The following is a 22,427-nucleotide window of genomic DNA, read 5'->3' as shown; positions in this document are numbered from 1 at the left end:
GACGGCCGGGCCGTCAGGGAGGCAGAAATGTCGGGGACGTCGCGCAGTCTCTCAGCCAAGGGTCACAACCCGATGACGGAGACGGACGGTGGGGCGTCCGAAGGGCGCGAGGGCGTGGCCCGCGGCTCGGGCGTCACCCTGTGGCGGCAGATCGCCCAGCGGCTGGAGGAGGAGATCCATTCCGGCGTCCTGAAGCCCGGCGCGCGCCTGCCGGTGGAGGCGGAACTGTCCGAGACCTTCGGGGTGAACCGTCACACCCTGCGCCGGGCGCTGGCGCATCTTGCCGAGCAGGGGCTCATCGAGGCTACCGCCGGACGGGGCACCTTCGTGAAGGAACCGCCCCTGCGCTATCCCATCGGCGCGCGCACCCGCTTCTCGGAGATCGTCTCGGCGGGCGGGCGCGAGCCGTTCGGTCGCTTCCTCGGCTCGAAGGTAGAGGACGCCTGCCCGGACGTGGCGCGCGAACTCGCCGTGCCCGAGGGCACGCCGGTGCTGCGCATCGAGAGCATCCATGAGGCGGACGGGGTGCCCATCTCGTTCGGAACCGCGTGGTTTCCCCACGCCCGTTTCCGCGACCTCGACCTTGTCTATGCCGCCACCGGCTCGCTGACGCGGGCGCTCGCCACCCTCGGCATCGAGGATTATCGCCGCCGTGAGACCCGCATCACCGCGCGCCCTGCCAACGGGCGGGAAATCGAGCTGCTGTCGCTAGCCCCCGGCCGGGCGGTGCTGGTACTGGAGCGGCTCGACGTGGAGCCGAACGGCGTGCCCCTGCAATGGGGCCGTTCCTCCTTCGCGGCGGACCGGGTGCAACTGGTGTTCAAGGCGTGAGCGTGTCCGCGCCGGCCTGGGCGGCTGGGCGCGGGAGACTCTTCAGGACAGCGTAAGGACGACCCCATGGCCGAGATTCGAGACGAAGACGCGCTGCGCCGCCTTTATGGCCAGCCCACGGGGCGCAGCGTCGCCAAGCAGCTCGACCGGCTGGATCCCCACTGCCTCGATTTCATCGCGCTCAGCCCCTTCGTGCTGATCGCCACGGCGGACGCGCACGGCGCCACCGACGTGTCGCCCCGTGGCGACCTGCCGGGCTTCGTCGCCGCGCGCACCCACGACCTGCTCATCCCCGACCGTCCCGGCAACAACCGGCTGGATTCCCTCACCAACATCCTCACCACGGGGCGGGTGGGCCTGCTCTTCCTCATCCCCGGCGTGGACGAGACCCTGCGTGTCAACGGGCGCGCCGCCATCCACGACGATACCGAGCTGACGGCGCGCTTCGCCGTGGGCGGCAAGGCGCCGCGCACGGTGCTGAAGGTGGAGGTGGAGGAAGCCTACCTGCATTGCGCCAAGGCCTTCATGCGCTCGCGCCTGTGGGACGTTGAGGCGCAGGTGGCGCGCTCCGTCCTGCCCACCATGGGCGAGATGCTGCGCGACCAGATCGCGGGCAAGCCGGGGGAGTCCGTGGTTGTCGAGGCGGAAAGCCAGGAGGCGATGGTGGAGCGCTACCGCGGCATTCTGTATTGAGCGCGTCTCACGGCTCCAGCCGGGTCTTGCCGATGATGGAGAAACGCAGGCGCGAGGAGATGAAGTCGATCACCGCCACCATCACCAGCATCATCAGGATGAGGAACGACACCTTCTGCCATTCCAGCACGCGGATCTGCTCGGCAAGGTGCAGGCCCAGCCCGCCGGCGCCCACGATGCCGACGATGGTGGACTGGCGGGCATTGGATTCGAAGTAATAGAGCAGCTGGCTCGCCAGCACGGGGAGCACCTGCGGCAGCATGCCGAAGCGCACCGCCTCCACCTCCGAGCCGCCGGTGGAGACGATGCCTTCCACCGGCTTCCTGTCCAGCGCCTCCACCGCCTCCGAGAACAATTTGCCCAGCTCCGCGAAGCTCGCCGTGGCGATGGCAAGGATGCCGGCGAAGGGGCCGAGCCCCACCACCGTGACGAAGATCAGCGCCCAGATCAGCCGGTCCACCCCGCGCACGGTATCGAGCAGGCGGCGCACGGCGAAATGGGCGAAGACGTTGGGGATCACGTTCTTGGCCGCGAGGAAGCCGAACGGGAACGCCACCAGCGCCCCCAAAAGCGTGCCGAGGAAGGCGATGGCCAGCGTCTCGCCCAAGGCGTGGATATAGAGCGGGAGCTGGGTGCCGGGATCCGGCGGCATCATCAGCGTGATGAAATGGCCGAGCTGGGCGAGGCCCGAGCCGATGCGGTCCAGGTTGAAATCCAGTCGCCAGAAGCCGAACACGGCCATCCCCGCCAGCGCAGTGCCGATGGCGATCACGCGCATCCGCTGCGCCGGGGAGGGCGCGAGCGCCTGCGGATAGGCGGCAGCAAGGCGCGCCCGCGCCTCGTCGCTTAGGGTGATGCGGGCGCGGCTCATCGCCCTCCTCCCACGCCGAGCAGCCGGTGGCGGATCTGCTCGGTGACGAGGTCGATGATCATCACGGCGGCGATGATGAGGAGCAGGATGGCGGAGACGTCCGAGTAATAGAATTTGCGGATCGCCTCCACCAGGTCCTGCCCGATGCCGCCGGCGCCCACGAAGCCCATGATGGAGGCCTCGCGCACGTTGATCTCGAAGCGCAGCAGCCCGTAGGAGGCAAAGTTGGAGGTCACCTGCGGCACCACGGCGAAGCGCACCATCTTGGGCCAGGAGGCGCCGGCGGCCACCGCGCCTTCCACCGGCTTCATGTCGATATTCTCCACCACCTCGGCGAACAGCTTGCCCAGCGCGCCCATGGTGTGGATCGCGAGCGCCAACACGCCGGGCATGGGCCCGAGCCCGAACGCCACCACGAACAGCAGGGCGAACACCAGCTCCGGCACGGTGCGGCAGAATTCGAGATAACGCCGCGCCGCGAGGCGGATGAGCGGGCTGCGCACCAGGTTGGCGCAGGCGAGGAAGCACAGGAAAAAGGCGCCGATGCCGCCGATCAGGGTGCCGAGATAGGCGATCAGGATGGTGTCCAGCAGCAGCTTCAGCCAGTGGTCGAGGTTCCAGTACCACTCGGCGAGATCCGCCCCGAGGGTGTCCCAGCGCAGGGTGGGTATGATGGAGGCGAAATAGGTGGTGAGGCGGCCGGCATTGGCAAACAGGACGCCGGGCTTCACCTCGCCCATCCATGCGGCGAGGACGATGCACACCGCCACCACCGCGACGGCGATGAAGCTGTGGCGGCGCCGCTCCCGCACCGCCGCCTCGTAGGCGGCCAGCATGGGCGCGAGCTGCGCGTCGGGAAGGCGGGTGACGGCGTGGGCCAAGGGGGTGCCTCTGGGAGACCGTTTGGAAATGAGGCCGGACAGGCGGGCGCATTTGCGCCGACGCTTTATCCCGTCATGGCCGGGCTTGTCCCGGCCATCCACGCGGATAGGCTGGGAGGTGCTTTCTTAAGTACGCGCAAGCGGTTCTGCGTGGATGCCCGGGACAAGCCCGGGCATGACGGAGGTGGTTGCGTTTATGCCTTTTTGGGTTTCCAGACAGGTTCTAAGCGCAAAAGTCGCCGAAGGCGCTTCAATGATGCGGCGCCCTCGGGACTGCCCGCTGCGCGGAAGTCTTGCGCTGGACCCCGGCTCGGCGCTCCAGCTGCGCTGTCGCTGGACCGAGGCACAGGGAAAATCAGCTCTTCTTCTTGCGCAGTTCGTCCACGAACTTGTTCAGCTCGATGATGGAGACGTAGGATTCATTGTCCACCGGCTGCCAGGGCTGCTGCTTGCCTTCATAGATCTTGTCGAAGGCGGCCTTGTCGTTCTGCTGGATGGAGAAGAAGGCGTCGCGGATCTTCGCCTTCAGCTCCGCCGGCATGTCGGCGAGATAGGCGTAGGGCGAGTTCACGATCTGGTCGGACTTGAAGATGATCCGGTAGTCGTCGTACTTCGCCATCCCCTTGCGCTCCATGCGCTTGAGGTTGGATTCCTGCTCGTCGTTCCACCAGTTGAAGGCAGCATCGCAGGTGCCCTGCTGCACGGCGATCACCGCATTCTCGTGCGAGCCGGCATAGACCACCTTGCCGAAGAACTGGTCGGGGGTAATGCCCATCTTGTTCAGGGAGAAGCGCGGCACGTTGTTGCCGGAGGTGGAATTGGGGTCCACCAGGCATAGGTTCTTGCCCTTCAGGTCCTCGATGGACTTGTAGGGGCTGTCGGCCTTCACATAGAGCACCGAGTGATAACCCTTGGTGCCGTCCGCATTCACCTCGATGGCGAAAGCCTCGATCTTGGCGCCGGTCATGAGCGCGCGGGCGAAGGAGGAGGGGCCGTAGGAGGCGATGTGGATGTTGCCGGCGCGCTGGCCCTCGATCACCGCCGCATAGTCATTGGCGATGCGCAGGGTCACCTTGGTACCGAGCTGCTTGGTGAGATAGTCCGTGAGGGGGGTGAAGCGCTCGGTGACGCCGGAGGCGTTCTCGGCCGGGATGATGGCGAACACCAGCTCGGGATACTTCGCCTTCCACTCCTGCGCGGCGGCGGCGCCGGCAGAGACGGCGAGCGCGGCGGCGGCCGCGATCAGGGTACGACGGTTCAGCATTTCAGGCTCCTGTCGGCAGGGTCTTGATTTCGAACGAACGGGTGCGACCGGCCTCCGGGGAGGCCGGCGCGGGGCGGCAGGCGCTCAGGCCAGCGCCGCGGATTGCGGAATGGCGTCGCCGAAGGCGGGCTTGGCCGCGGGCAGGTCCATCACCTCCCCGGCTTCCAGGCCGTAGAGGTCATGGGCCACCTGCTCGGTGAGGGCGGCCGGCGCGCCGTCGAACACCACGCGGCCCTGCGCCATGCCCACCAGCCGGTCGCAATAGGTGCGCGCCAGGTCGAGGGAATGCAGGTTGCACAGCACGGTGATGCCGAAGTGCTTGTTGATGCGCAAAAGCGCGTCCATCACGATGCGGGTGTTGCGCGGGTCGAGGGAGGCGATGGGCTCGTCGGCGAGGATGAGCGCCGGCTCCTGCGCCAGCGCGCGGGCGATGGCCACCCGCTGCTGCTGGCCGCCGGAAAGGCTGTCGGCGCGCTGGGCGGCCAGCGGGGCGATGTCGAACTGGTCGAGGGCGGAGAGGGCGATGGCCCGGTCCTCGGCGCTCCAGCTCTTGGTGAGGGCGCGCCACGCCGGCGCGGTGGCGAGCCGCCCCATGAGCACGTTGGTGAGCACGTCGAGCCGGCCCACCAGGTTGAACTGCTGGAAGATCATGGCCGCCTCGGCCCGCCACGCGCGCAGGTCGCGGCCCTTCAGGGCTGTCACGTCGCGGCCGTCATGGAGGATGCGGCCGGAGGAGGGGTCCTGCAGGCGGTTGATCATGCGCAGCAGCGTGGACTTGCCGGCGCCGGACCGTCCAATGACGCCGACAAAGGCACCCGCGCCGATCTGAAGATCGACGTTGGACACGGCCTCCTTGTCGCCGAAGCGGCGGGTGAGGCCCTCGATCACCAGCATCGGGTCGCTCCGTTGCGCGTCCCGACCGCTCATAAGGGGTGAGCGCAACACCCGTGTGACGTCTGGTCGGCCAACCGCCGCCGATGTGTTTTCAGGATATCTTCAGGGCCGCCGCGCGGGGGCGTCAGGGAAATGTCACGGGGCGGGCGATTGTGACAAATGCGGATTCAGGGCCATGCGCCCGACGCGGAGACGCCGGGGAGGTGTGGGCTCCCCGGCGCCGCGGATCGACCGGACCACGCTTTGTTGTGTTCTTCGATCCGGCGAGTGGTGGGGCCAGCGGCTCAAACCATGCCGAGGAGCACCGCGCCAACAAAGGCGAAGGCGGCACAGGTCTCGATCACGGTGAGCAGATGGCCGAAGGTCACCTTTTTTCCTCGCGAAGTCGATCTCGCAAAGAACCTTAACAAATTCTCAAAATGCGTGAAGAGGTAAGATGTGCTGCAATGCGGCCGGTATTGTGTTGCGACGCATGACTGTTAGAGGGCAAGTGTGCCCCGGTTCTGCCTTTTTCTCGACGCTGCGGCGCAAGCGGAGGCATCGAGAAAACGTTGTGAAATATTGTATTTCAGCGGGCGATCGCGCTTTCCACGAGATTTGCCACCGCCAGTGCCTGCCGATCGCGGCCGAACCGGCCCACCAGCTGCACTCCCATGGGCAGTCCGTCCGCCGTCTCAAGGCCGGCAACGTTGATGGCCGGGCAGCCCAGCAGCGTCCACAGCCGGCAGAACATGGCCGAGCCGGTGGTGGCAAAGCCCTCCGGCGCCGGCCCGGGGGCGGAGAAGGTGAGGAGTGCGTCCACCTCGCTGAACACATCGCCCAGCTTCTGCCGCGCGCGTTTGGCGGTGCGGCGCGCCTGGTCGTAGGTGTCGGGCGCGATCTGGCTCGCGGCATCGAGATGGGCGGCGAGCAGCGGCGAGAGGCCGGCGCGGTCGTAGGCCAGCTCGTCGGCAAAGGCGAGGGCGGCCTCGAAATCCTGGATGATGGGCTGGGCGGCGTCGGCGGCCTCAAGCTCCTCCGGCAGGTCGAGGTCGAACACCCGGGCTCCCCTGGCCTCGGCGGCGCGGGCGGCGGCGTCCAGCGCGGCATGAGCCTCGGCGGAGGCGCTGCCGGCGCGCGCCGTGCGCACGATGCCGATGCGCGGGCGCTCGGCGGTCTCTTCCCCGATGTCGAGATCGCGGCCGGTGATGGCAGCGGCGGCAAAGGCCACGTCGCGCACTCGCGCGGCAAACAGGCCCATGGTGTCGAGGTGCCAGGAGAAGGTCTTCATCCCCAACGTCGGCAGCAGGCGGAAGGTGGGCTTGTAGCCGGTCACCCCGCAGAAGGCGGCCGGGCGGACGACAGAGCCGGCGGTCTGGGTGCCGATCGCCAAGGGCAGCATGCCCGCCGCCACCGCCGCCGCCGAGCCCGCCGAGGAGCCACCCGGCGAATGGGTGAGCCGGCGCGGGTTGCGGGTCTGGGAAGGCTTCAGGAAGGCGAATTCCGTGGTCACCGTCTTGCCCACTATGACGCCGCCGGCGCGGCGCGTCATGGCCACCACCGGGGCGTCGTTGCGCGGGCGGTGGCCGGCATAAAGCGGGCTGCCATAGGCAGTGGGCAGGTCCCGCGTGTCGATGATGTCCTTCACCCCCACCGGCAGGCCGGCGAGCGCGCGCGCCGTGAGGCCTGCCTGATCCGCCGCCGCGCGCGCCTGGTCGAGGCCGAGCGTGGCGAAGGCCTGAACCTCGCCTTCGCGGGCGGCGATGGCCTGCGCCGCCTCTTCCAGCACGGCGCGGGGCGTGGTGCGCCCGGCATGGAGGTCGGCGGCAAGGTCGCGGGCGAGAAGGAGGCTCATGGGGTTACTCGGGGCATGGCGCAAAGGGCGCACACCATGCGCAGGCGGCAGCGTGCGCGCAATGGGGCGGAGGGCGTCCCCTTCGACCCTACTGCACCGGCAGGATGCGCTTGCCGTTGCGGGCGGCGTCGTCATAGACGCGGGTGTCGCCGGGCTTCAGGGAATAGCAGGTATCGGCGATCACAGGCCGGCCCGCCGCCAGAAGCTGGCTCACGGTGGCGAAGCGGTAGCCCTTGGCCCGCAGCGCCGGGATCAGGATCCTGAGCGCCTCGGCGGTGTGCTTGCCGCGCCCGTTGGCGTGCATGAGCACGATGGAGCCGGGACGGATGCCGCGCAGCATGTCGTCGGCCATGCCCTTGGCGCCGATGAAGGCGGGATCGCCCGAATCCACATCCCACTGGATGGCGAGGTGGCCGGTGTCGTTCACATAATTCAGCGATTCGGCGCTGCACGAGCCATAGGGAAAGCGGAACAATGCGGCGCCACCTGTCGCCTGCGCGGGGGCGCTCGGCAGCATGCAGCCCTTGGCCTGAATCTCGGTGCGGCGCAGGGCGAGGGCCACGTCCGCGTCGTCCACCTGCCGGCGCATGGCATCCCCGGTGCGCACGGTGAGGTTGGCGTGGGACCAAGTGTGGTTGCCCATCTCGAAGGTGTGGTCGGCGGTGAGCTGGTCGCCGCGCTCGGTGTGGCTCATCAGCCATTTGCCGCCGGCGAAGAAGGTGGCGGCGACATTCTCGGCGCGCAGGTAATCCACCAGGGCGCCGTCATAGCCGGAAATCTCTGCGGAGGCCTCGCACAGGTCGAAGGTGAGGGCGACCAGCTTTTCCCCCGGCGGCAGGTCTACCCGGCGGATGGAGCCGCGCAGGGCGGCCGGCACCGGGGGCAGGGTGGGCGTCGCCATGTCGGGCAGGGTCACCGGGCCGCTGGCGCGCGGGCGCACGATCTCCTCCCCTGGCTTCGCGGCCAGCGCCGCAGGCGAGTAGCAGGCCGGCCCCGTCGCCGGACCGGCGAGGGCCGGAAGGGGAAAAGGCAGCAGCAGGAGCGCGAGAGGCAAGGCGGATCGGACGGACACGGCATGCTCGACAGGTGCGAATGGAATGGGCTTCGGCATAGGCTCCTCCGCCGCCCTTGGCCAGTGCGGGCCGGTCACGAGCTGTTGCGCGCGGAAACATCAGCGCGAGCATGGGGGCCGATCAACAGATTCCATTTGAGAAGGGCGCGGCGGCAGGCTAACCGGCGGGAGGGCGTGCGCCCACCATCGGACGGCCCTGATCGCAGGATCAAAAGCCTATGAACCTCCTCTCGATCCAGTCCCATGTTGCCTACGGCCATGTGGGCAATGCCTCCGCCGTGTTCCCGCTCCAGCGGCTGGGGGTGGAGGTGTGGGCCATCAACACCGTGCAGTTCTCCAACCACACCGGCTACGGGGCGTGGCGGGGGCAGGTGTTCGACGCGGCGGTCATCGGCGAGCTGGTGGAGGGCATCACCGAGCGCGGGGTGTTGCCGCGCTGCGACGGCGTTCTCTCCGGCTACATGGGCTCGGCGGACATCGGCGCCGCCATCCTCGACGCGGTGGCGCGGGTGAAGGCGGCCAACCGCAATGCCGCCTATTGCTGCGACCCGGTGATCGGCGATGTCGGCCGCGGCATCTTCGTGCGCCCCGGCATCCCCGAGCTGATGCGGGATCTGGCGGTGCCGGCGGCGGACGTGATCACCCCCAACCAGTTCGAACTGGAGCTGCTCTCGGGCCGCGCCTGCGCCTTCCTCGAAGATGCCATCGCCGCCTGCGACGCCCTCCACGCCCGCGGGCCGAAGGTGATTCTCGTCACCAGCCTCAATGTGGCGGAGACCCCGCCGGACTGCATCGACCTGATCGCCTCGGGGCCTGACGGGCGCTTTTTGGTGCGCACGCCGCGCCTCGCGGTCTCGCTCAACGGGGCAGGGGACGCCATCGCCGCCCTGTTTTTCTTCCACGTGCAGCGCACGGGCTCCACCGCCGAGGCGGTTTCCGCCGCCGCATCCTCCATTTACGGGGTGCTGGAGCGGACGGAAAAAGCACAGTCTCGAGAATTGCTGCTGGTGGAGGCCCAGGACGAGTTCGTGCGGCCCTCCCGGCTCTTTCCCGCCTCGGTGATCTGAGGCAAAAATGTGGCAGCCAGACTGTGGCTGCCATGACCCGGAAGACGCCGTGCGCGGGTGCGCGGCGGCCTTGCCACAGAGACCTGCAAAGACCTGCTCTCATGCCGCGCCGCTTCGTGACCCTGGATGTGTTCACCTCCCGCCCGTTCGGGGGCAATCCGCTCGCCGTGGTGCTCGACGCCCAGGGGCTCGACGACGCGGCGATGCAGCAGATCTCCCGCGAATTCAACGTCTCCGAGACGGTGTTCGTGCTGCCGCCGAAGAATCCGGCCAACCGGGCCCGCATCCGCATCTTCTCGGTGGCCCACGAGATGCCGTTCGCCGGCCATCCCACGGTGGGGACGGCGGTGTTGCTGGCGCTGGAGGACAAGCTGGTCAAGGGCACGCTGAAGATCGAGGAGCCCATCGGCACCGTCACCTGCGAGGTGACGACTCAGGGCGCCGGCTCGCGCAAGGGGGCGGCGGTGTTCACCGCGCCGCGCAAGGGCGAGCTGGAGGAGGTGGACATCTCCCGCGCCGCCTGCGCCGAGGCGCTGAATCTGGACGAAAGCGACATCGGCTTCGACGCCCATCGCCCGGTGGTGGCCTCGGCCGGCGTGCCGTTCCTGTTCGTGCCGCTGGCGAACCTCACCGCGCTGGCCCGCGCCCGGCCGGACGAGGCGGCCTTCATCAATTCCCTGGGCGGCTTCGGCGAGGCGCTCTACCTCTATACACTGGACGAGGAGGGCGACGCCGACTTCCGCGCCCGCATGTTCTCCCCCGGCCTTGGCACCGAGGAGGATCCGGCCACCGGCGCCGCCGCCGCCGCCTTCCCCTGCGTCCTGCTCGATGCGGAGAACCGGGTGGACGGCCACCACAAGGTGCGCATCGACCAGGGCTTCGAGATGGGCCGCCCCAGCCGGGTGGACCTCGGCTTCACGGTGAAGGGCGGGCAGGTGCTCGACGCCACCATCGGCGGCTCCGCCGTGGTGATCGCCGAGGGCGTGCTCCACATCTGAGCCTTATCAATATGTGGATTTGACAGAACTCACGGAACCCGTGGGAAATAGGGTGCAGTCTGACCTTGGCGGGGGCGCGATCGCTCCTATGTGTGCTGCATCGCAACACTCCCACTGGCCCTTCCGGAGGGTATCATCATGAGCGCGCCCACCTTGTTCGACAGCTTCCGCCTCGGCGACATCATCCTGCCCAACCGCATCGTCATGGCGCCCCTGACCCGCAATCGCGCCGTCGCCGGCTTCGTGCCGAGCCCGCTGGCTGCTGAATATTACGCCCAGCGCGCCGACGCGGGCCTGCTCATCACCGAGGCCTCGCAGATCTCCCAGCAGGGCCAGGGCTATCAGGACACTCCCGGCATCTATACCGACGCTCAGGTCGAGGGCTGGAAGGCGGTGACCGACGCCGTGCATGCGCGCGGCGGGCACATCGTCATCCAGCTCTGGCATGTGGGCCGGGTGTCGCACACCTCGCTGCAGCCCAACGGCGGCGCGCCGGTGGCGCCCTCCGCCATCCCGGCCGCGACCAAGACCTTCGTGAACAACGGCTTCGCCGACACTTCCGAGCCCCGCGCGCTGGAGCGCTCCGAGATCGCCGGCATCCTTGAGGATTATCGCCGCGCCGCCGCCAACGCCATCAAGGCGGGCTTCGACGGGGTGGAGATCCACGGCGCCAATGGCTACCTCATCGACCAGTTCCTGAAGGACGGCGCCAACCAGCGCACCGACGACTACGGCGGCTCCATCGAGAACCGCGCCCGCTTCCTGCTGGAGGTGGTGGACACCATCGCCGGCGAGATCGGCGCCAACCGCACCGGCCTGCGCCTGTCGCCCGTGTCCCCGGCCAACGGCATCAGCGACAGCAACCCGCAGGCCCTCTTCAACTACGTGGCGGAGCAGCTGGAAAAGCGCCACCTGCTCTTCGTCCATGTGGTGGAGGGTGCCACCGGCGGCCCGCGCGATGTGGCGCCGGGCTTCTCCTTCGAAGAGCTGCGCAAGCGCTTCACCGGCCCCTGGATCGTGAACAACGGCTACGACCTGGATCTCGCCCAGCGCGCGGTCGCCGATGGCAAGGCCGACCTCGTGGCCTTCGGCAAGCCGTTCATCGCCAATCCGGACCTGGTGGAGCGCCTGCGCCGCAACGCCCCGCTGAACGAGCCCGACCGCGACACCTTCTACGGCGGCGGCGCCAAGGGCTATACCGACTACCCCACCCTCGCGGACGCCGCGGCGTGACAGCCGACGGCGGCTGGGGTTTCAAATGGAACGTGGACCGGCGCATCGCGCCGGTCCATCGCCTTGAGTTCCGCGCAGAGCCGGGCGGCTGGCCCGAGCTGGAGACCCGCCGCGCGGAGGTAGACGCCCATTTCGCCAAAAGGGCGGCGGACAATCCGCATTTGTGGAACGGCCCCATATTGCTGCTGCGTGATTATGCCTTTGCCGACGGTGTGCTCTCCGGCGGTTTCCGGCACACGGATTTTGCCGCCTTCACCTTCTGGCGCGATGAGGGCTGGCGCGACCTCGGCATGGTCAACGCCTTCGCGCTCGCGGCCATCGAGGGCGCGGACGGCGGTTTCATCCTGGGCGTGATGGGGCCGACCACGGCCTCGGCCGGGCGCACCTATTTTCCCGGCGGCACCCCCGATCCCTCCGACATCACCGCCGACGGCCGGGTGGACCTCCACGCCTCCATGCTCCGCGAGCTGGAGGAGGAAACCGGCCTTTTGCCCTCCGACATCGCCCGCGACGAAGGCTTCACCGGCCTGTTCGACGGCCCGCGCGTGGCGCTGCTGGGCCGCCTCGTCTTCGACGCCCCGGCGGACGTGCTGGCCGCGCGCATCCGCGCCTTCCTGGCGCGGGAGGAGCAGCCGGAACTGTCCGACGTGGCGGTGGTGCATTCGGAAGCCGACATCACCCCGCAGATGGCGCCGTTCGCGGTGGACTATATGCGGGCTCGCTGGGCGGAGCGCGGGTAGGCGAGCCGCGCGGCGGTCGTTACCCCCTTGCGCCCGCGTCCTCCCTCCGGTATGAGCTTCCTCCCGATCTATCGAGCGAAGAGTAGAGCGCCCCGTGTCGTCCCGTGCGACCAAGACTGCCGCTTCTGCCCCCCGGACCATCAAGGTTCCGGGCAACGCTCTGATTCTGCGCGCGCTTCTTCTCCTTAGCCGCCCCTGAGGGCCGGCCGGGCTTTGCCTGGGCACTCAGGGGATACGCCGCCGCCGGGTTGAAGACCCGGCGCCCGTTTCGGCTTATGATCCGGCAAAACCGCGCCCGACCGATGAAGGGCCCCGCCGGACCGCCAGAAGGACCGTTCCGATGACCGACACTTCCTCTGCCCCCGTCTCCGGGAAGCCCGTATCCGACCGCGACCGCGTCATCATCTTCGACACCACCCTGCGCGATGGCGAGCAGTGCCCCGGCGCCTCCATGACCTTCGAGGAGAAGCTGGAAGTGGCCGCGCTCCTCGACGAGATGGGCGTGGACGTGATCGAGGCCGGCTTCCCCATCGCCTCCATCGGCGATTTCGAGAGCGTGGCGGAGATCGCCCGCCGGACGAAGAATGCCACCATCGCCGGCCTCTCCCGCGCCGCCCTCAACGACATCGACCGCTGTGCCGAGGCGGTGAAGCACGCCCGCCGCGGGCGCATCCACACCTTCCTGTCCACCTCGCCGGTGCACATGAAGTACAAGCTCCAGAAGCAGCCCCACGAGGTGCTGGAGATGGTGGTGGCTTCCGTCACCCGCGCCCGCAACCACGTGGAGGACGTGGAGTGGTCGTCCGAGGACGGCACCCGCACCGAGATCGATTTCCTGTGCCGCTGCGTGGAAGCCGCCATCAAGGCCGGCGCCACCACCATCAACATCCCCGATACCGTGGGCTACACCACCCCGGCCGAGTACCAGGCCCTGTTCCGCACCGTGATCGAGCGTGTGCCGAACTCGGACAAGGCCATCTTCTCGGTGCATTGCCACGACGACCTCGGCATGGCGGTGGCCAATTCGCTGGCCGGCCTCGCTGGCGGCGCGCGGCAGATCGAATGCACCATCAACGGTATCGGCGAGCGCGCGGGCAATGCGGCGCTCGAAGAAGTGGTGATGGCCATCGAGACCCGCTCGGATGTGTTGCCCTATCGCTCGGGCATCAACACCAAGATGCTGACGCGCGCCTCCAAGCTCGTCTCGGCGGTGACCTCGTTCCCGGTGCAGTACAATAAGGCCATCGTTGGCCGGAACGCCTTCGCCCATGAGAGCGGCATCCACCAGGACGGCATGCTGAAGCATACCCAGACCTACGAGATCATGACGCCGGAGAGTGTCGGTGTCTCCAAGACCTCGCTGGTCATGGGCAAGCATTCGGGCCGCGCCGCCTTCCGCGACAAGCTCAAGACCATGGGCTACGAACTGGGCGAGAACGCCCTGAACGATGCCTTCACCCGCTTCAAGGACCTCGCCGACCGCAAGAAGGTGGTCTACGACGAGGACATCGAGGCGCTGGTGGACCAGGGCATCGCCGCCGCCTACGACCGCATCAAGCTCATCTCCCTGTCGGTCATCGCCGGCACCCGTGGGCCGCAGCGCGCCACCATGCGGCTGGAGGTGGACGGCCAGGTGAAGACCGAGGAGGCCGAAGGCAACGGCCCGGTGGATGCCACCTTCAACGCCATCAAGGCACTGGTGCCCCACCAGGTGAAGCTCGACCTCTACCAGGTCCACGCCGTCACCGAGGGCACCGATGCCCAGGCCGAAGTCTCGGTGCGGCTGGAAGAGAACGGCAAGGCCGTGACCGCCCGCGCGGCGGACCCGGACACGCTGGTCGCTTCCGCGCAGGCCTACATCACCGCGCTCAACAAGCTGCACATGAAGCGCCAGACCATGAACCCGCAGAGCGCCGTGGGCTGATCCCCTCGCGCCTTTTCCAATGCGAAAGGCCGCCCGGTTGGGCGGCCTTTTTCTTTGGGCGACGGTATGGCGCGAACGGTTCCATCACCTGTGCGCCGCGCGCGGCCGAGGCAAGGGCGTCGTGAAATTCGCGTGGTGCCTGCCGAGCGGATTTACGTATTGCGATGCCGCATGGGGTGGTCAAAAATATCTATCAGCTTCAATGAATTGGTTCAGATTGTGCAGCGCTCTCCGGCGGCAGGGTGGGGGCTGTCATCCCATCCGGAATGCCGCTGCGGCATCCTCAGGGGAAGGTTACCTCCATTTCGGACTTGACGGTTGCCGTTACGCGAACTTCAAAAGGGGGAAGGGCGTTCGTCAGAAACACCCTGGAGGAGGAAACCCCATGCGTATCCTGTCAGCGGCGCTGGCCTTTGCGGCCGCGCTCGGACTTTCGACCGGAACTGCCACCGTCGCCGGCGCCCAGGCCTATCCCAGCCGCCCCATCACCATGGTGGTGCCCTTCGCCGCCGGCGGACCCACCGACACTGTGGCGCGCCTCGTGGCCGAATCCATGTCGAAGTCGCTGGGCCAGCAGGTGATCGTGGAGAATGTGGGCGGCGCCGGCGGCACCCGCGGCGCGGGCCAGGTGGCGAAGGCCGCGCCGGACGGATACACCGTGCTGCTCCACCATATCGGCCACGCCACCGCCGCCAGCCTCTACCGCAAGCTGCCCTATAATCCCGCCACCGATTTCGACGCGGTGGGCCTCGTCACCGCCGTGCCCATGACGCTCATCGCCAAGAATGGCTTCGCGCCGAAGACCATGGGCGAGGTGGTGGAATTCGTGAAGGCGAACAAGGACAAGGTCACCTACGGCAATGCCGGCGTCGGCTCGGCCTCGCATCTGTGCGGCATGCTGCTGATGTCCTCCATCGGCGCGCAGATGACCACGGTGCCCTATCAGGGCACGGGCCCGGCCATGAACGACCTCGTGGGCGGCCAGATCGACCTCATGTGCGACCAGACAACCAACACCACCGGCCAGATCAAGGGCGGCAAGGTGAAGGCCTATGGCGTCACCACCAAGGACCGCGTGAAGTCCATGCCCGACGTGCCGACCATGCAGGAAAGCGGGCTGAAGGACTTCGAGGTGGCGGTCTGGCACGGTGTCTATGTGCCCAAGGGCACGCCGAAGGACATCGTGGACAAGCTGAACGCCGCCATCAGCACGGCACTGGATGATCCCAAGGTGATCGCCCGCTTCGCCGACCTCGGCACCGAGCCGGAGCCCAAGGACCGCCGCAGCGCGGCCTTCCACAAGGACTTCGTGATCGCCGAGATCGCCAAGTGGAAGCCCATCATCCAGTCCGCCGGCGTCTACGCCGACTGATCGGTCGATCTGCCGGATGGTGTCCGGCGCACCGCGTTGAAGCCGGCGTCGACACCCAAAACCCAACAAGAACAGACGGCCGAACGGGCCGCCGAACGTGCCGCCCGGGGGGAGCCTCCTCCGGGCGGCGGCGTCCCGGATCCCGCTTGCCCGGCCGCGCCCTCACCTTCCTCACCGCCGCGAGGGGCTCATGCACATCATCCGCAATCCCAGGGACGTCCTTTCGGGCCTTCTGTTCATCGTCCTCGCGCTGCTGTTCGCCTGGCAGACGCAGGACCTGCCCATGGGCACCGCGGTGCGCATGGGGCCGGGCTATTTCCCGCTGGTACTTGCCGTCCTGCTCGGGTTGCTGGGGCTGATCGTGCTCGTCAACGGCCTGCGCTTTCCCGGCGAGAAGCCGAGCGGCATCGCCTGGCGGGCGCTCGCTATCATCACCTTCGCCGTCGTCTTCTTCGGCTTCGCGGTGCGCCCGCTCGGCTTTCTGCCGGCGCTCGCCGTTTCGGTGTTCGTCTCGGCGCTGGCGAGCCGCCTGTTCCACCCCGCCACCGCCCTCGCCATCACCGCGGCGATGGTGGGGTTCGCCTGGGCGGTCTTCGTCAAGGGGCTGGGCCTGCCGCTGCCGCTGCTCGGCCCGTGGCTCGGCGGCTATTGAGGGGGTGGCCATGGAACTCTTCGACAACCTCGCCCTCGGCTTCTCGGTCGCGCTGTCGCTGCAGAATGTCCTCTACTGCTTCGTAGGGGTGCTGCTGGGCACGCTCATCGGCGTGCTGCCGGGCCTCGGCCCCATCGCCACCATCGCCATGCTCTTGCCTATCACCTTCGGGCTGCCGCCGGTGTCGGCGCTCATCATGCTGTCGGGCATTTATTACGGCGCCCAATATGGCGGCTCCACCACCGCCATCCTCATCAACCTGCCGGGGGAATCGTCCTCGGTGGTGACCGCCATCGACGGCCACCAGATGGCGAAGAAGGGCCGGGCCGGGGCGGCACTCGCCACCGCCGCGCTGGGATCCTTCTTCGCCGGCACGGTGGCCACCTTCCTGCTGGCGGTGTTCGCGCCGCCGCTGGCGGAGCTGGCGCTGAAGTTCGGCCCGGCGGAATATTTCTCGCTGATGGTGCTGGGCCTCATCGCCTCGGTGACGCTGGCATCCGGCTCGGTGGTGAAGGCCATCGCCATGATCGTGCTCGGCCTGCTGCTGGGCCTGTCGGGGCAGGACATCTACACCGGCGCGCCGCGCTTCACCTTCGATCTGCCGGAACTCTCCGACGGCTTCGACTTCGTCGCGCTCGCCATGGGCATGTTCGGCATCAGCGAGATCATCCGCAACCTGGAGGACGAGCACCAGCGCTCGCTCGTGGCCGCCAAGGTGAAGAGCCTGATGCTCACGAAGGACGAGTTCAAGCGCATCGTCGGCCCGGTGCTGCGCGGCACGGCGCTGGGCTCCTTCCTCGGCATCCTGCCGGGCGGCGGGGCCATGCTCTCGTCCTTCGCGTCCTATTCCATCGAGAAGAAGATCTCGAAGACCCCGCGGGAGTTCGGCCGCGGTGCCATCGAGGGCGTGGCGGGGCCGGAGAGCGCCAACAATGCCGGCGCGCAGACCTCCTTCATCCCCATGCTGACCCTTGGCATCCCCTCCAATCCGGTGATGGCGCTGATGATCGGGGCGCTGATCATCCAGGGCATCACGCCGGGGCCGAACGTGGTCACCGAGAAGCCGGACCTGTTCTGGGGTGTCATCGCCTCCATGTGGATCGGCAATTTCATGCTGGTTCTGTTGAACCTGCCGCTGATCGGCCTGTGGGTGCGGCTCTTGACCGTGCCGTACCACGTGATGTTCCCGGCCATCATCGCGTTCTGCTGCATCGGCGTGTACAGCGTGAACAACAATACGTTCGACGTCTATTCCATGGCCCTGTTCGGGGTGCTCGGCTACGCGCTGGTGAAGCTCGACTGCGAGCCGGCGCCGCTGCTGCTGGGCTTCGTCATCGGCCCCATGCTGGAAGAATATCTGCGGCGCGCCATGCTGATCTCCCGCGGCGATCCGCTGGTGTTCGTGACGCGGCCCATCTCCGCCATCCTGCTGGCGCTGGCGGCGGCGGCGCTGGTGGTAGTGCTGCTGCCCTCGGTGCGTAAAACCCGTGAGGAGGCGTTCAAGGAATAGGCCGGGATCGCGAGGGGAGGGGCGGGGTTCCGGCGCGGGCGCGACGCGCCTGTGGAAAAACCACCCCTCCCACTCTTGCCAGCCCCGAACGCATTTGGTACACGAACGCCTCCTTCCGGGGGCACACCTTCGGAACGGGCGCATAGCTCAGTTGGTAGAGCAGCTGACTCTTAATCAGCGGGTCCTAGGTTCGAGCCCTAGTGCGCCCACCACTTAAATCAAAGACTTAATGCGGTTTCGCCGTTTCAGTTTCAGAAACTGAAGCGGTTTTCGCCGTGGTCGGAGATCCCCCCGCATCGCGCACGCCGGTCCACGGCGGGGCGCGCATCCGCCCTGCCGAAGGTCCATCCGCAAACCGCCGGTCTGATCCGGCCGATGTCGCGCGCGGGTTCCGTCCGCATCGGCTCACGGAACCCGCGCGCTTGTCGTTTTCACGCGTTTGCTTGGTGCGAACCGGAATCCGCTTCGCCTGAAAGCGCTCCGCCTGATCGCTTTGCGCTATCCGATGATCACTTTCAGGGCTCTGGTCTGCGCGGCCTTCTCGAAGGTCTCGTAGGCTTCGAGGATGTCGGCGAGGGCGAAGCGATGGGTGATCAGCTTTTGCGGATCGAGCTTCTTCGACTGCACCGTCTTCAGCAGCATCGGCGTCGTCACCGTGTCCACCAGCCGGGTGGTGAGGGTGATATTGTGAGCCCACAAGCGTTCGAGGTGGAGGTCGGCCTTGGTGCCGTGGACCCCCACATTGGCGATGGTGCCGCCGGGGGCCACGATGTCCTGGCACAGCACGAAGGTGGCGGGAATGCCCACTGCCTCGATCGCGGTGTCCACGCCGATGCCGCCGGTCAGGGCCATGACCCGCTCGACCGCATTCTCGCGGCCGCTGTTCACCGTCTGCGTGGCGCCGAAGGTCAGGGCGACTTCCAGGCGGTTGTCGTCGAGATCGATCATGATGATCTCGGCGGGGGAGTAGAATTGCGCGGTGAGGAGCGCTGCGAGGCCCACGGGTCCTGCCCCCACGATGGCCACCGTGCTGCCGGGCTGCACCTTGCCGTTCAGCACGCCGCACTCGAAGCCGGTGGGCAGGATGTCGCTGAGCATGACGAGGGCTTCCTCGTCCATGCCGTCGGGGATGCGATGCAGGGAGGTGTCGGCGAAGGGGATGCGGACATATTCGGCCTGCGTGCCGTGGATGGTGTGGCCGAGCATCCAGCCGGCGACGGAGCAGTGGGAATACATGCCGCGCTTGCAGTACTCGCAGCGCCCGCAGGACGAGATGCAGGAGATGAGGACATGGTCCCCTTTCCTGAAGGCCGAGACCGCCTGGCCAACCTCCTCGATGACGCCGACGCCCTCGTGGCCGAGCACGGTGCCGGGCTTCACGGTGGGCACGTCGCCCTTCAAGATGTGCAGGTCGCTGCCGCAGATGGTCGTCCGCAGGATCTTCACCACGGCGTCGGTGGGTTGCTCGATCCGCGGATGCGGCACCTCCTCCAGCGCCTTCTTGCCGGGGCCACGATAGACCAGACCCTTCATGAGGGATCTCCCTTTCCAGTGTCGTTCAATTGGCGGCACGCGGGACAACGGCCGCATTCCGCGCCGCCTCCTCGGCAAAACAGGTGCCACGGCTGAAGGCCGCGCATTCGCGGGCTCTTCCCGCGCGGCGGGGCCGCCTCGCTGTCCGCAATTGCTACTCCTGCGGACGGATTTCGGTCGCTCGGAGCGCTCCCGTGGGGGGCGGCCAAACTTCTGCCGGCAAGGGCCGACAAGGGCCGCCAAGGGGCCGCCGAGGGGCCTCACGGTGGCACGTACGGTGCAGGAGCGCCGGCGCAACGACGACGCGACAGTGGCAGGACGCATCATGAAGCTTGGCAACGCAGTATCCATCGTCGGCTGGGGCCATTCGCCCTTCGGCCGGCTGGCCCACATGGACATGGAGGCGCTCATCGCGGGTGTCTGCCACGAAGCGCTGGTTCATTCCGGCTTCCCGGCGGAGCGCATGGACGGCATCTGGCTCGGCAATCTCAACGGCGGCTTCGTGCCGGAGATCTTCTGCTCGTCCCTGCCCATGAACAGCGAGCCGGGCCTGCGCTGGAAGCCGGCGACACGGGTCGAGAACGCATGTGCCTCCGGGGCCGGCGCCATCTTCGCCGCCTGTGACGCCATCCAGTCCGGCCGCGCGCGCCTCGCTCTCGTGGTGGGCGCCGAGAAGATGACCGCAATCTCCGGCGAGGAGGTGACGCGCATCCTCGGCTCGGCCTCATACGTCAAGGAGGAGGCGAACTGCGGCAAGACCTTCCCGTCCATCTTCGGGGAGATCGCCGGCGCCTATTTCGAGCGTTATGGCGACCATGCGCAGGCCCTGGCGAAGATCGCGGTGAAGAACCACGCCAACGGTGTTTCCAACCCCTTTGCGCAGATGCGCAAGGCGCTCGATCTTGAGTTCTGCAATACCGTCTCGGAGAAGAACCCGATCATAGCCGGACCGCTGCGCAAGACCGACTGCTCGCTCGTTTCGGACGGGGCGGCCGCTGTGGTGCTCGCCTCCGACGATCTCATCGGCGAGGCCCGGCGCGCCGTGCGCATCCGGGCCCGGGCGCAGGTGAACGACTTTTTGCCCATGTCGCGCCGCGACCCGGTGCGCTTCGAGGGGCCGCGCCGCGCCTTCGCCGCGGCCTTCGCCGAAGCCGGGATCACGGTCGGCGACCTCTCATTTGCCGAGGTCCACGACTGCTTCACCATCGCGGAACTGCTGGCCTACGAGGCCATGGGGCTCGCTTCGGAGGGGCAGGGGGCGCGGGTGCTGGAGGACGGAACGGTGGCCCGTGGCGGCCGTCTCCCGGTGAACGTCTCCGGCGGCTTGAAGGCGAAGGGCCATCCTATCGGCGCCACCGGCGTGTCCATGCATGTCCTGTCCGCCATGCAGCTCACCGGCACCGCCGGCGACATGCAGATCCCCGGCGCCAGCCTCGGCGGGGTGTTCAACATGGGTGGTTCTGCGGTGGCGAACTATGTGAGCATCCTCGAGCCGGTGAAGTGAGGCGAGGGCGCGCGGCGGCCGGGCCGCCGCGTGCCTTCACAACGAGGCGGTTCACGATGGGGCGGCGGCGCGCCGGCCTCCGCCCAGCCTCAGGGAATTGACGTGCCAGCCGTCCGTCTCGAAGCTGCTGCGGCCCTGCACCGGCATGCGTGCACTGAGCCAGCAGCGCGTCGGCAGCAGGGGCGCGGTTGCCGCGGCCCGCAGGGCGGCCGTGTCGCCGGGAAGGTCGGCGAGGCGGCGGCGGATGTCGTCGATGGCCTCCTCCGGCAGGTCGCGAACGATGAACACGAGCCGTCCCCGCATGTCGAAGCGCGTGCCCTCCTTCGGCCAGCGCGGCAGGCGCACCGGGGGATAGGCGACGTGTTCCACGCACTGAACCACCACCGGTGCGCCGAGGCCGGCCACGTTCATCAGCCCCTTCACCCGCAGGAGGTGCGATCCGTACTTGGCGAGAATCTCTCCCATGGCCACGGCGAAGCCGCGCCAGGGCACCTGATGGTTGAAGAAGCAGGTGAAGCTCACCGGCAGCGCCTGCGCCTCGTGGGCGGAGGGCGGTGCCTCGCCGGCGCGGGCGGCGGCTTCCGTTTCGTCCACCCAGCGCTCCACCTCCGTCGGCAGGCTGCCCGGCGCATAAAGTCCGGCGCCCAGGATGCACCGGGGCTCGATCTCGCCATGGGTCACGGCGAGGCGCGGGGCCGACGGATTGAGGACGTTGAGCCGGGCGTCGAGCCGCTCGCGGGCGCTGCGGTCGGCGAGGTCCGCCTTGGTGAGGAGGATGCGATCGGCCATGCCCACCTGGCGGCGCGCCTCCTCGTTCCGGTCCAGTTGCTCGGCGCCAAGGCCGGTGTCCACCAGCGTGACGACCCCGTCGCACCGGAAGCGGGCGGCGACGTAGCGCTGCTCCATCAGGGTCCAGACCACCGGTATGGGATCGGCGAGGCCAGTGGTCTCGATCACCACGCGGCGCACGTCCGGGATCTGCCGCCGCGCCAGCTTGTCGTGGAGCGTTTCGAGCGCCGCCACGAGATCGCCGCGCACGGTGCAGCATACGCATCCGGACTCGAGCAGCACCATGGTCTCGCCGATCTGCTCCACCAGTTGGTGGTCGATGCCGACGGCGCCGAATTCGTTGATGAGCAGCGCGGTGCCGGACATGTCCGGATGGGTGACGAGGCGATTGAGCAGCGTCGTCTTGCCAGCACCGAGGAAGCCGGTGAGCACGGTGACGGGGATGCGCGGGTCGATGGGATCGTGTTCGGCCATGGGCGGTCTCGAAGCGGGCGCCGGCAGCGCGGGGGTGTCGCGGGAGCGCAGCAACGCCCGTGCCACTGGGGCAAAGCCTGCCCATGGCGCCCGGATCGGGCCGAAGGCGTTCGATTTCCGGCCGCCTTCGTATTCGAAAATCGAACGCTTCAGCGTGCCTTCCGCAAGGTCGCGGAGGGGAGGAAACGCGGGAAGTCTCGATATCTGAAGGGCGTGCGGCATGGCACGATCGATGCTACGCTCACTCCCAGGCATGATGACCTTGCAGCGGCGAGGCGCAGGCCGTTGTCG

The 22,427-nt window shown here is 68.0% G+C and carries 19 protein-coding genes and 1 tRNA gene; 12 read left to right on the top strand and 8 right to left on the bottom strand.

Annotated elements, in window-relative coordinates; genetic code table 11:
• The first annotated feature begins 72 nt into the window (after positions 1-72).
• Together phnF and FZ033_RS14145 are read left to right on the top strand one after the other, a co-directional pair.
• Positions 73-831 carry a phosphonate metabolism transcriptional regulator PhnF gene (gene phnF, locus FZ033_RS14150; RefSeq protein ID WP_149576771.1) on the top strand — a complete coding sequence of 253 codons (759 nt, stop codon included), beginning with the start codon at positions 73-75 and terminating at the stop codon, positions 829-831.
• A gap of 66 nt (positions 832-897) precedes the next feature.
• Positions 898-1,524, top strand: coding sequence for a pyridoxamine 5'-phosphate oxidase family protein (locus FZ033_RS14145; RefSeq protein ID WP_149576770.1), 627 nt, complete (start codon positions 898-900; stop codon positions 1,522-1,524).
• Positions 1,525-1,531: 7 nt separating this feature from the next.
• Here FZ033_RS14145 and phnE (FZ033_RS14140) read toward each other — a convergent pair whose 3' ends face one another.
• From phnE (FZ033_RS14140) to FZ033_RS14110, 6 genes are all read right to left on the bottom strand, one after another.
• Positions 1,532-2,395 carry a phosphonate ABC transporter, permease protein PhnE gene (gene phnE, locus FZ033_RS14140; RefSeq protein WP_149576769.1) on the bottom strand — a complete coding sequence of 288 codons (864 nt, stop codon included), beginning with the start codon at positions 2,393-2,395 and terminating at the stop codon, positions 1,532-1,534.
• Positions 2,392-3,276: a phosphonate ABC transporter, permease protein PhnE gene (gene phnE / locus FZ033_RS14135; protein WP_149576768.1), complete on the bottom strand. Its 885-nt coding sequence runs from the start codon at positions 3,274-3,276 to the stop codon at positions 2,392-2,394. The genes phnE (FZ033_RS14140) and phnE (FZ033_RS14135) overlap by 4 nt, the downstream gene beginning before the upstream one ends.
• A 355-nt stretch (positions 3,277-3,631) precedes the next feature.
• Positions 3,632-4,540 (bottom strand): phosphonate ABC transporter substrate-binding protein, encoded by a 909-nt coding sequence (phnD, locus tag FZ033_RS14125; protein WP_149576766.1) that lies wholly within the window; start codon positions 4,538-4,540, stop codon positions 3,632-3,634.
• A gap of 84 nt (positions 4,541-4,624) precedes the next feature.
• On the bottom strand, positions 4,625-5,434 hold the full coding sequence (gene phnC, locus FZ033_RS14120; protein ID WP_149576765.1) for a phosphonate ABC transporter ATP-binding protein: 810 nt from the start codon (positions 5,432-5,434) through the stop codon (positions 4,625-4,627).
• Positions 5,435-6,002: 568 nt separating this feature from the next.
• A complete protein-coding gene (locus FZ033_RS14115) occupies positions 6,003-7,268 on the bottom strand; it encodes an amidase (RefSeq protein ID WP_149576764.1) in 1,266 nt (421 codons plus the stop codon).
• A gap of 88 nt (positions 7,269-7,356) precedes the next feature.
• Positions 7,357-8,340 carry a polysaccharide deacetylase family protein gene (locus FZ033_RS14110; protein WP_188079487.1) on the bottom strand — a complete coding sequence of 328 codons (984 nt, stop codon included), beginning with the start codon at positions 8,338-8,340 and terminating at the stop codon, positions 7,357-7,359.
• Positions 8,341-8,558: 218 nt separating this feature from the next.
• On the opposite strand from FZ033_RS14110, the gene pdxY reads away from it, so the two are divergent.
• The 9 genes from pdxY (at position 8,559) to FZ033_RS14065 (ending at position 18,048) form a co-directional block, all read left to right on the top strand.
• Positions 8,559-9,407, top strand: a complete 849-nt coding sequence (gene pdxY / locus FZ033_RS14105; protein ID WP_149576762.1) for a pyridoxal kinase PdxY — start codon at positions 8,559-8,561, stop codon at positions 9,405-9,407.
• A 101-nt stretch (positions 9,408-9,508) separates the two neighbouring features.
• Positions 9,509-10,405, top strand: a complete 897-nt coding sequence (locus FZ033_RS14100) for a PhzF family phenazine biosynthesis protein (protein WP_149576761.1) — start codon at positions 9,509-9,511, stop codon at positions 10,403-10,405.
• Between the two features lie 138 nt (positions 10,406-10,543).
• Entirely contained in the window at positions 10,544-11,638 is a 1,095-nt protein-coding gene (locus FZ033_RS14095) for an alkene reductase (protein ID WP_149576760.1), read from the top strand.
• Positions 11,635-12,378 carry an NUDIX hydrolase gene (locus FZ033_RS14090; protein WP_232847483.1) on the top strand — a complete coding sequence of 248 codons (744 nt, stop codon included), beginning with the start codon at positions 11,635-11,637 and terminating at the stop codon, positions 12,376-12,378. Before FZ033_RS14095 ends, FZ033_RS14090 begins: the two co-directional genes overlap by 4 nt.
• A 340-nt stretch (positions 12,379-12,718) precedes the next feature.
• Positions 12,719-14,302 (top strand): 2-isopropylmalate synthase, encoded by a 1,584-nt coding sequence (locus tag FZ033_RS14085; RefSeq protein WP_149576759.1) that lies wholly within the window; start codon positions 12,719-12,721, stop codon positions 14,300-14,302.
• A gap of 385 nt (positions 14,303-14,687) precedes the next feature.
• On the top strand, positions 14,688-15,674 hold the full coding sequence (locus FZ033_RS14080; RefSeq protein WP_149576758.1) for a tripartite tricarboxylate transporter substrate-binding protein: 987 nt from the start codon (positions 14,688-14,690) through the stop codon (positions 15,672-15,674).
• A gap of 190 nt (positions 15,675-15,864) precedes the next feature.
• The gene (locus FZ033_RS14075; protein WP_149576757.1) at positions 15,865-16,326 is read left to right on the top strand and encodes a tripartite tricarboxylate transporter TctB family protein; all 462 of its coding nucleotides are present in this window, start codon (positions 15,865-15,867) and stop codon (positions 16,324-16,326) included.
• 10 nt (positions 16,327-16,336) lie between these two features.
• Positions 16,337-17,836, top strand: coding sequence for a tripartite tricarboxylate transporter permease (locus FZ033_RS14070; protein ID WP_149576756.1), 1,500 nt, complete (start codon positions 16,337-16,339; stop codon positions 17,834-17,836).
• Between the two features lie 136 nt (positions 17,837-17,972).
• Positions 17,973-18,048: transfer RNA gene (locus tag FZ033_RS14065), tRNA-Lys, on the top strand.
• Between the two features lie 286 nt (positions 18,049-18,334).
• Here the strand turns inward: FZ033_RS14065 and FZ033_RS14060 are convergent.
• Positions 18,335-19,369 (bottom strand): zinc-dependent alcohol dehydrogenase family protein, encoded by a 1,035-nt coding sequence (locus FZ033_RS14060; RefSeq protein WP_149576755.1) that lies wholly within the window; start codon positions 19,367-19,369, stop codon positions 18,335-18,337.
• 325 nt (positions 19,370-19,694) lie between these two features.
• On the opposite strand from FZ033_RS14060, the gene FZ033_RS14055 reads away from it, so the two are divergent.
• A complete protein-coding gene (locus tag FZ033_RS14055; protein ID WP_149576983.1) occupies positions 19,695-20,873 on the top strand; it encodes an acetyl-CoA acetyltransferase in 1,179 nt (392 codons plus the stop codon).
• A gap of 51 nt (positions 20,874-20,924) precedes the next feature.
• Here FZ033_RS14055 and FZ033_RS14050 read toward each other — a convergent pair whose 3' ends face one another.
• Positions 20,925-22,136 (bottom strand): CobW family GTP-binding protein, encoded by a 1,212-nt coding sequence (locus FZ033_RS14050; RefSeq protein ID WP_149576754.1) that lies wholly within the window; start codon positions 22,134-22,136, stop codon positions 20,925-20,927.
• Between the last annotated feature and the right edge of the window lie 291 nt (positions 22,137-22,427).

Origin of the sequence: Xanthobacter oligotrophicus (genome assembly GCF_008364685.1) — a bacterium.
GTDB classification, from domain to species: Bacteria; Pseudomonadota; Alphaproteobacteria; order Rhizobiales; family Xanthobacteraceae; genus Xanthobacter; species Xanthobacter oligotrophicus.
The sequence above is the reverse complement of the archived record's forward strand: the minus strand, read 5'-3'. Positions and strand labels throughout refer to the sequence as shown.

Excerpts from the sequence above, each read along its gene's own strand:
- FZ033_RS14085 (WP_149576759.1), top strand. The coding sequence starts at position 12,719 with ATGACCGACACTTCCTCTGCCCCCGTCTCCGGGAAGCCCGTATCCGAC.
- phnD (WP_149576766.1), bottom strand. The coding sequence starts at position 4,540 with ATGCTGAACCGTCGTACCCTGATCGCGGCCGCCGCCGCGCTCGCCGTC.
- phnC (WP_149576765.1), bottom strand. The coding sequence starts at position 5,434 with ATGCTGGTGATCGAGGGCCTCACCCGCCGCTTCGGCGACAAGGAGGCC.
- pdxY (WP_149576762.1), top strand. The coding sequence starts at position 8,559 with ATGAACCTCCTCTCGATCCAGTCCCATGTTGCCTACGGCCATGTGGGC.
- FZ033_RS14050 (WP_149576754.1), bottom strand. The coding sequence starts at position 22,136 with ATGGCCGAACACGATCCCATCGACCCGCGCATCCCCGTCACCGTGCTC.
- FZ033_RS14115 (WP_149576764.1), bottom strand. The coding sequence starts at position 7,268 with ATGAGCCTCCTTCTCGCCCGCGACCTTGCCGCCGACCTCCATGCCGGG.
- phnF (WP_149576771.1), top strand. The coding sequence starts at position 73 with ATGACGGAGACGGACGGTGGGGCGTCCGAAGGGCGCGAGGGCGTGGCC.
- FZ033_RS14080 (WP_149576758.1), top strand. The coding sequence starts at position 14,688 with ATGCGTATCCTGTCAGCGGCGCTGGCCTTTGCGGCCGCGCTCGGACTT.
- FZ033_RS14060 (WP_149576755.1), bottom strand. The coding sequence starts at position 19,369 with ATGAAGGGTCTGGTCTATCGTGGCCCCGGCAAGAAGGCGCTGGAGGAG.
- FZ033_RS14100 (WP_149576761.1), top strand. The coding sequence starts at position 9,509 with ATGCCGCGCCGCTTCGTGACCCTGGATGTGTTCACCTCCCGCCCGTTC.
- FZ033_RS14075 (WP_149576757.1), top strand. The coding sequence starts at position 15,865 with ATGCACATCATCCGCAATCCCAGGGACGTCCTTTCGGGCCTTCTGTTC.
- phnE (WP_149576769.1), bottom strand. The coding sequence starts at position 2,395 with ATGAGCCGCGCCCGCATCACCCTAAGCGACGAGGCGCGGGCGCGCCTT.
- FZ033_RS14070 (WP_149576756.1), top strand. The coding sequence starts at position 16,337 with ATGGAACTCTTCGACAACCTCGCCCTCGGCTTCTCGGTCGCGCTGTCG.
- FZ033_RS14145 (WP_149576770.1), top strand. The coding sequence starts at position 898 with ATGGCCGAGATTCGAGACGAAGACGCGCTGCGCCGCCTTTATGGCCAG.
- FZ033_RS14095 (WP_149576760.1), top strand. The coding sequence starts at position 10,544 with ATGAGCGCGCCCACCTTGTTCGACAGCTTCCGCCTCGGCGACATCATC.
- FZ033_RS14055 (WP_149576983.1), top strand. The coding sequence starts at position 19,695 with ATGAAGCTTGGCAACGCAGTATCCATCGTCGGCTGGGGCCATTCGCCC.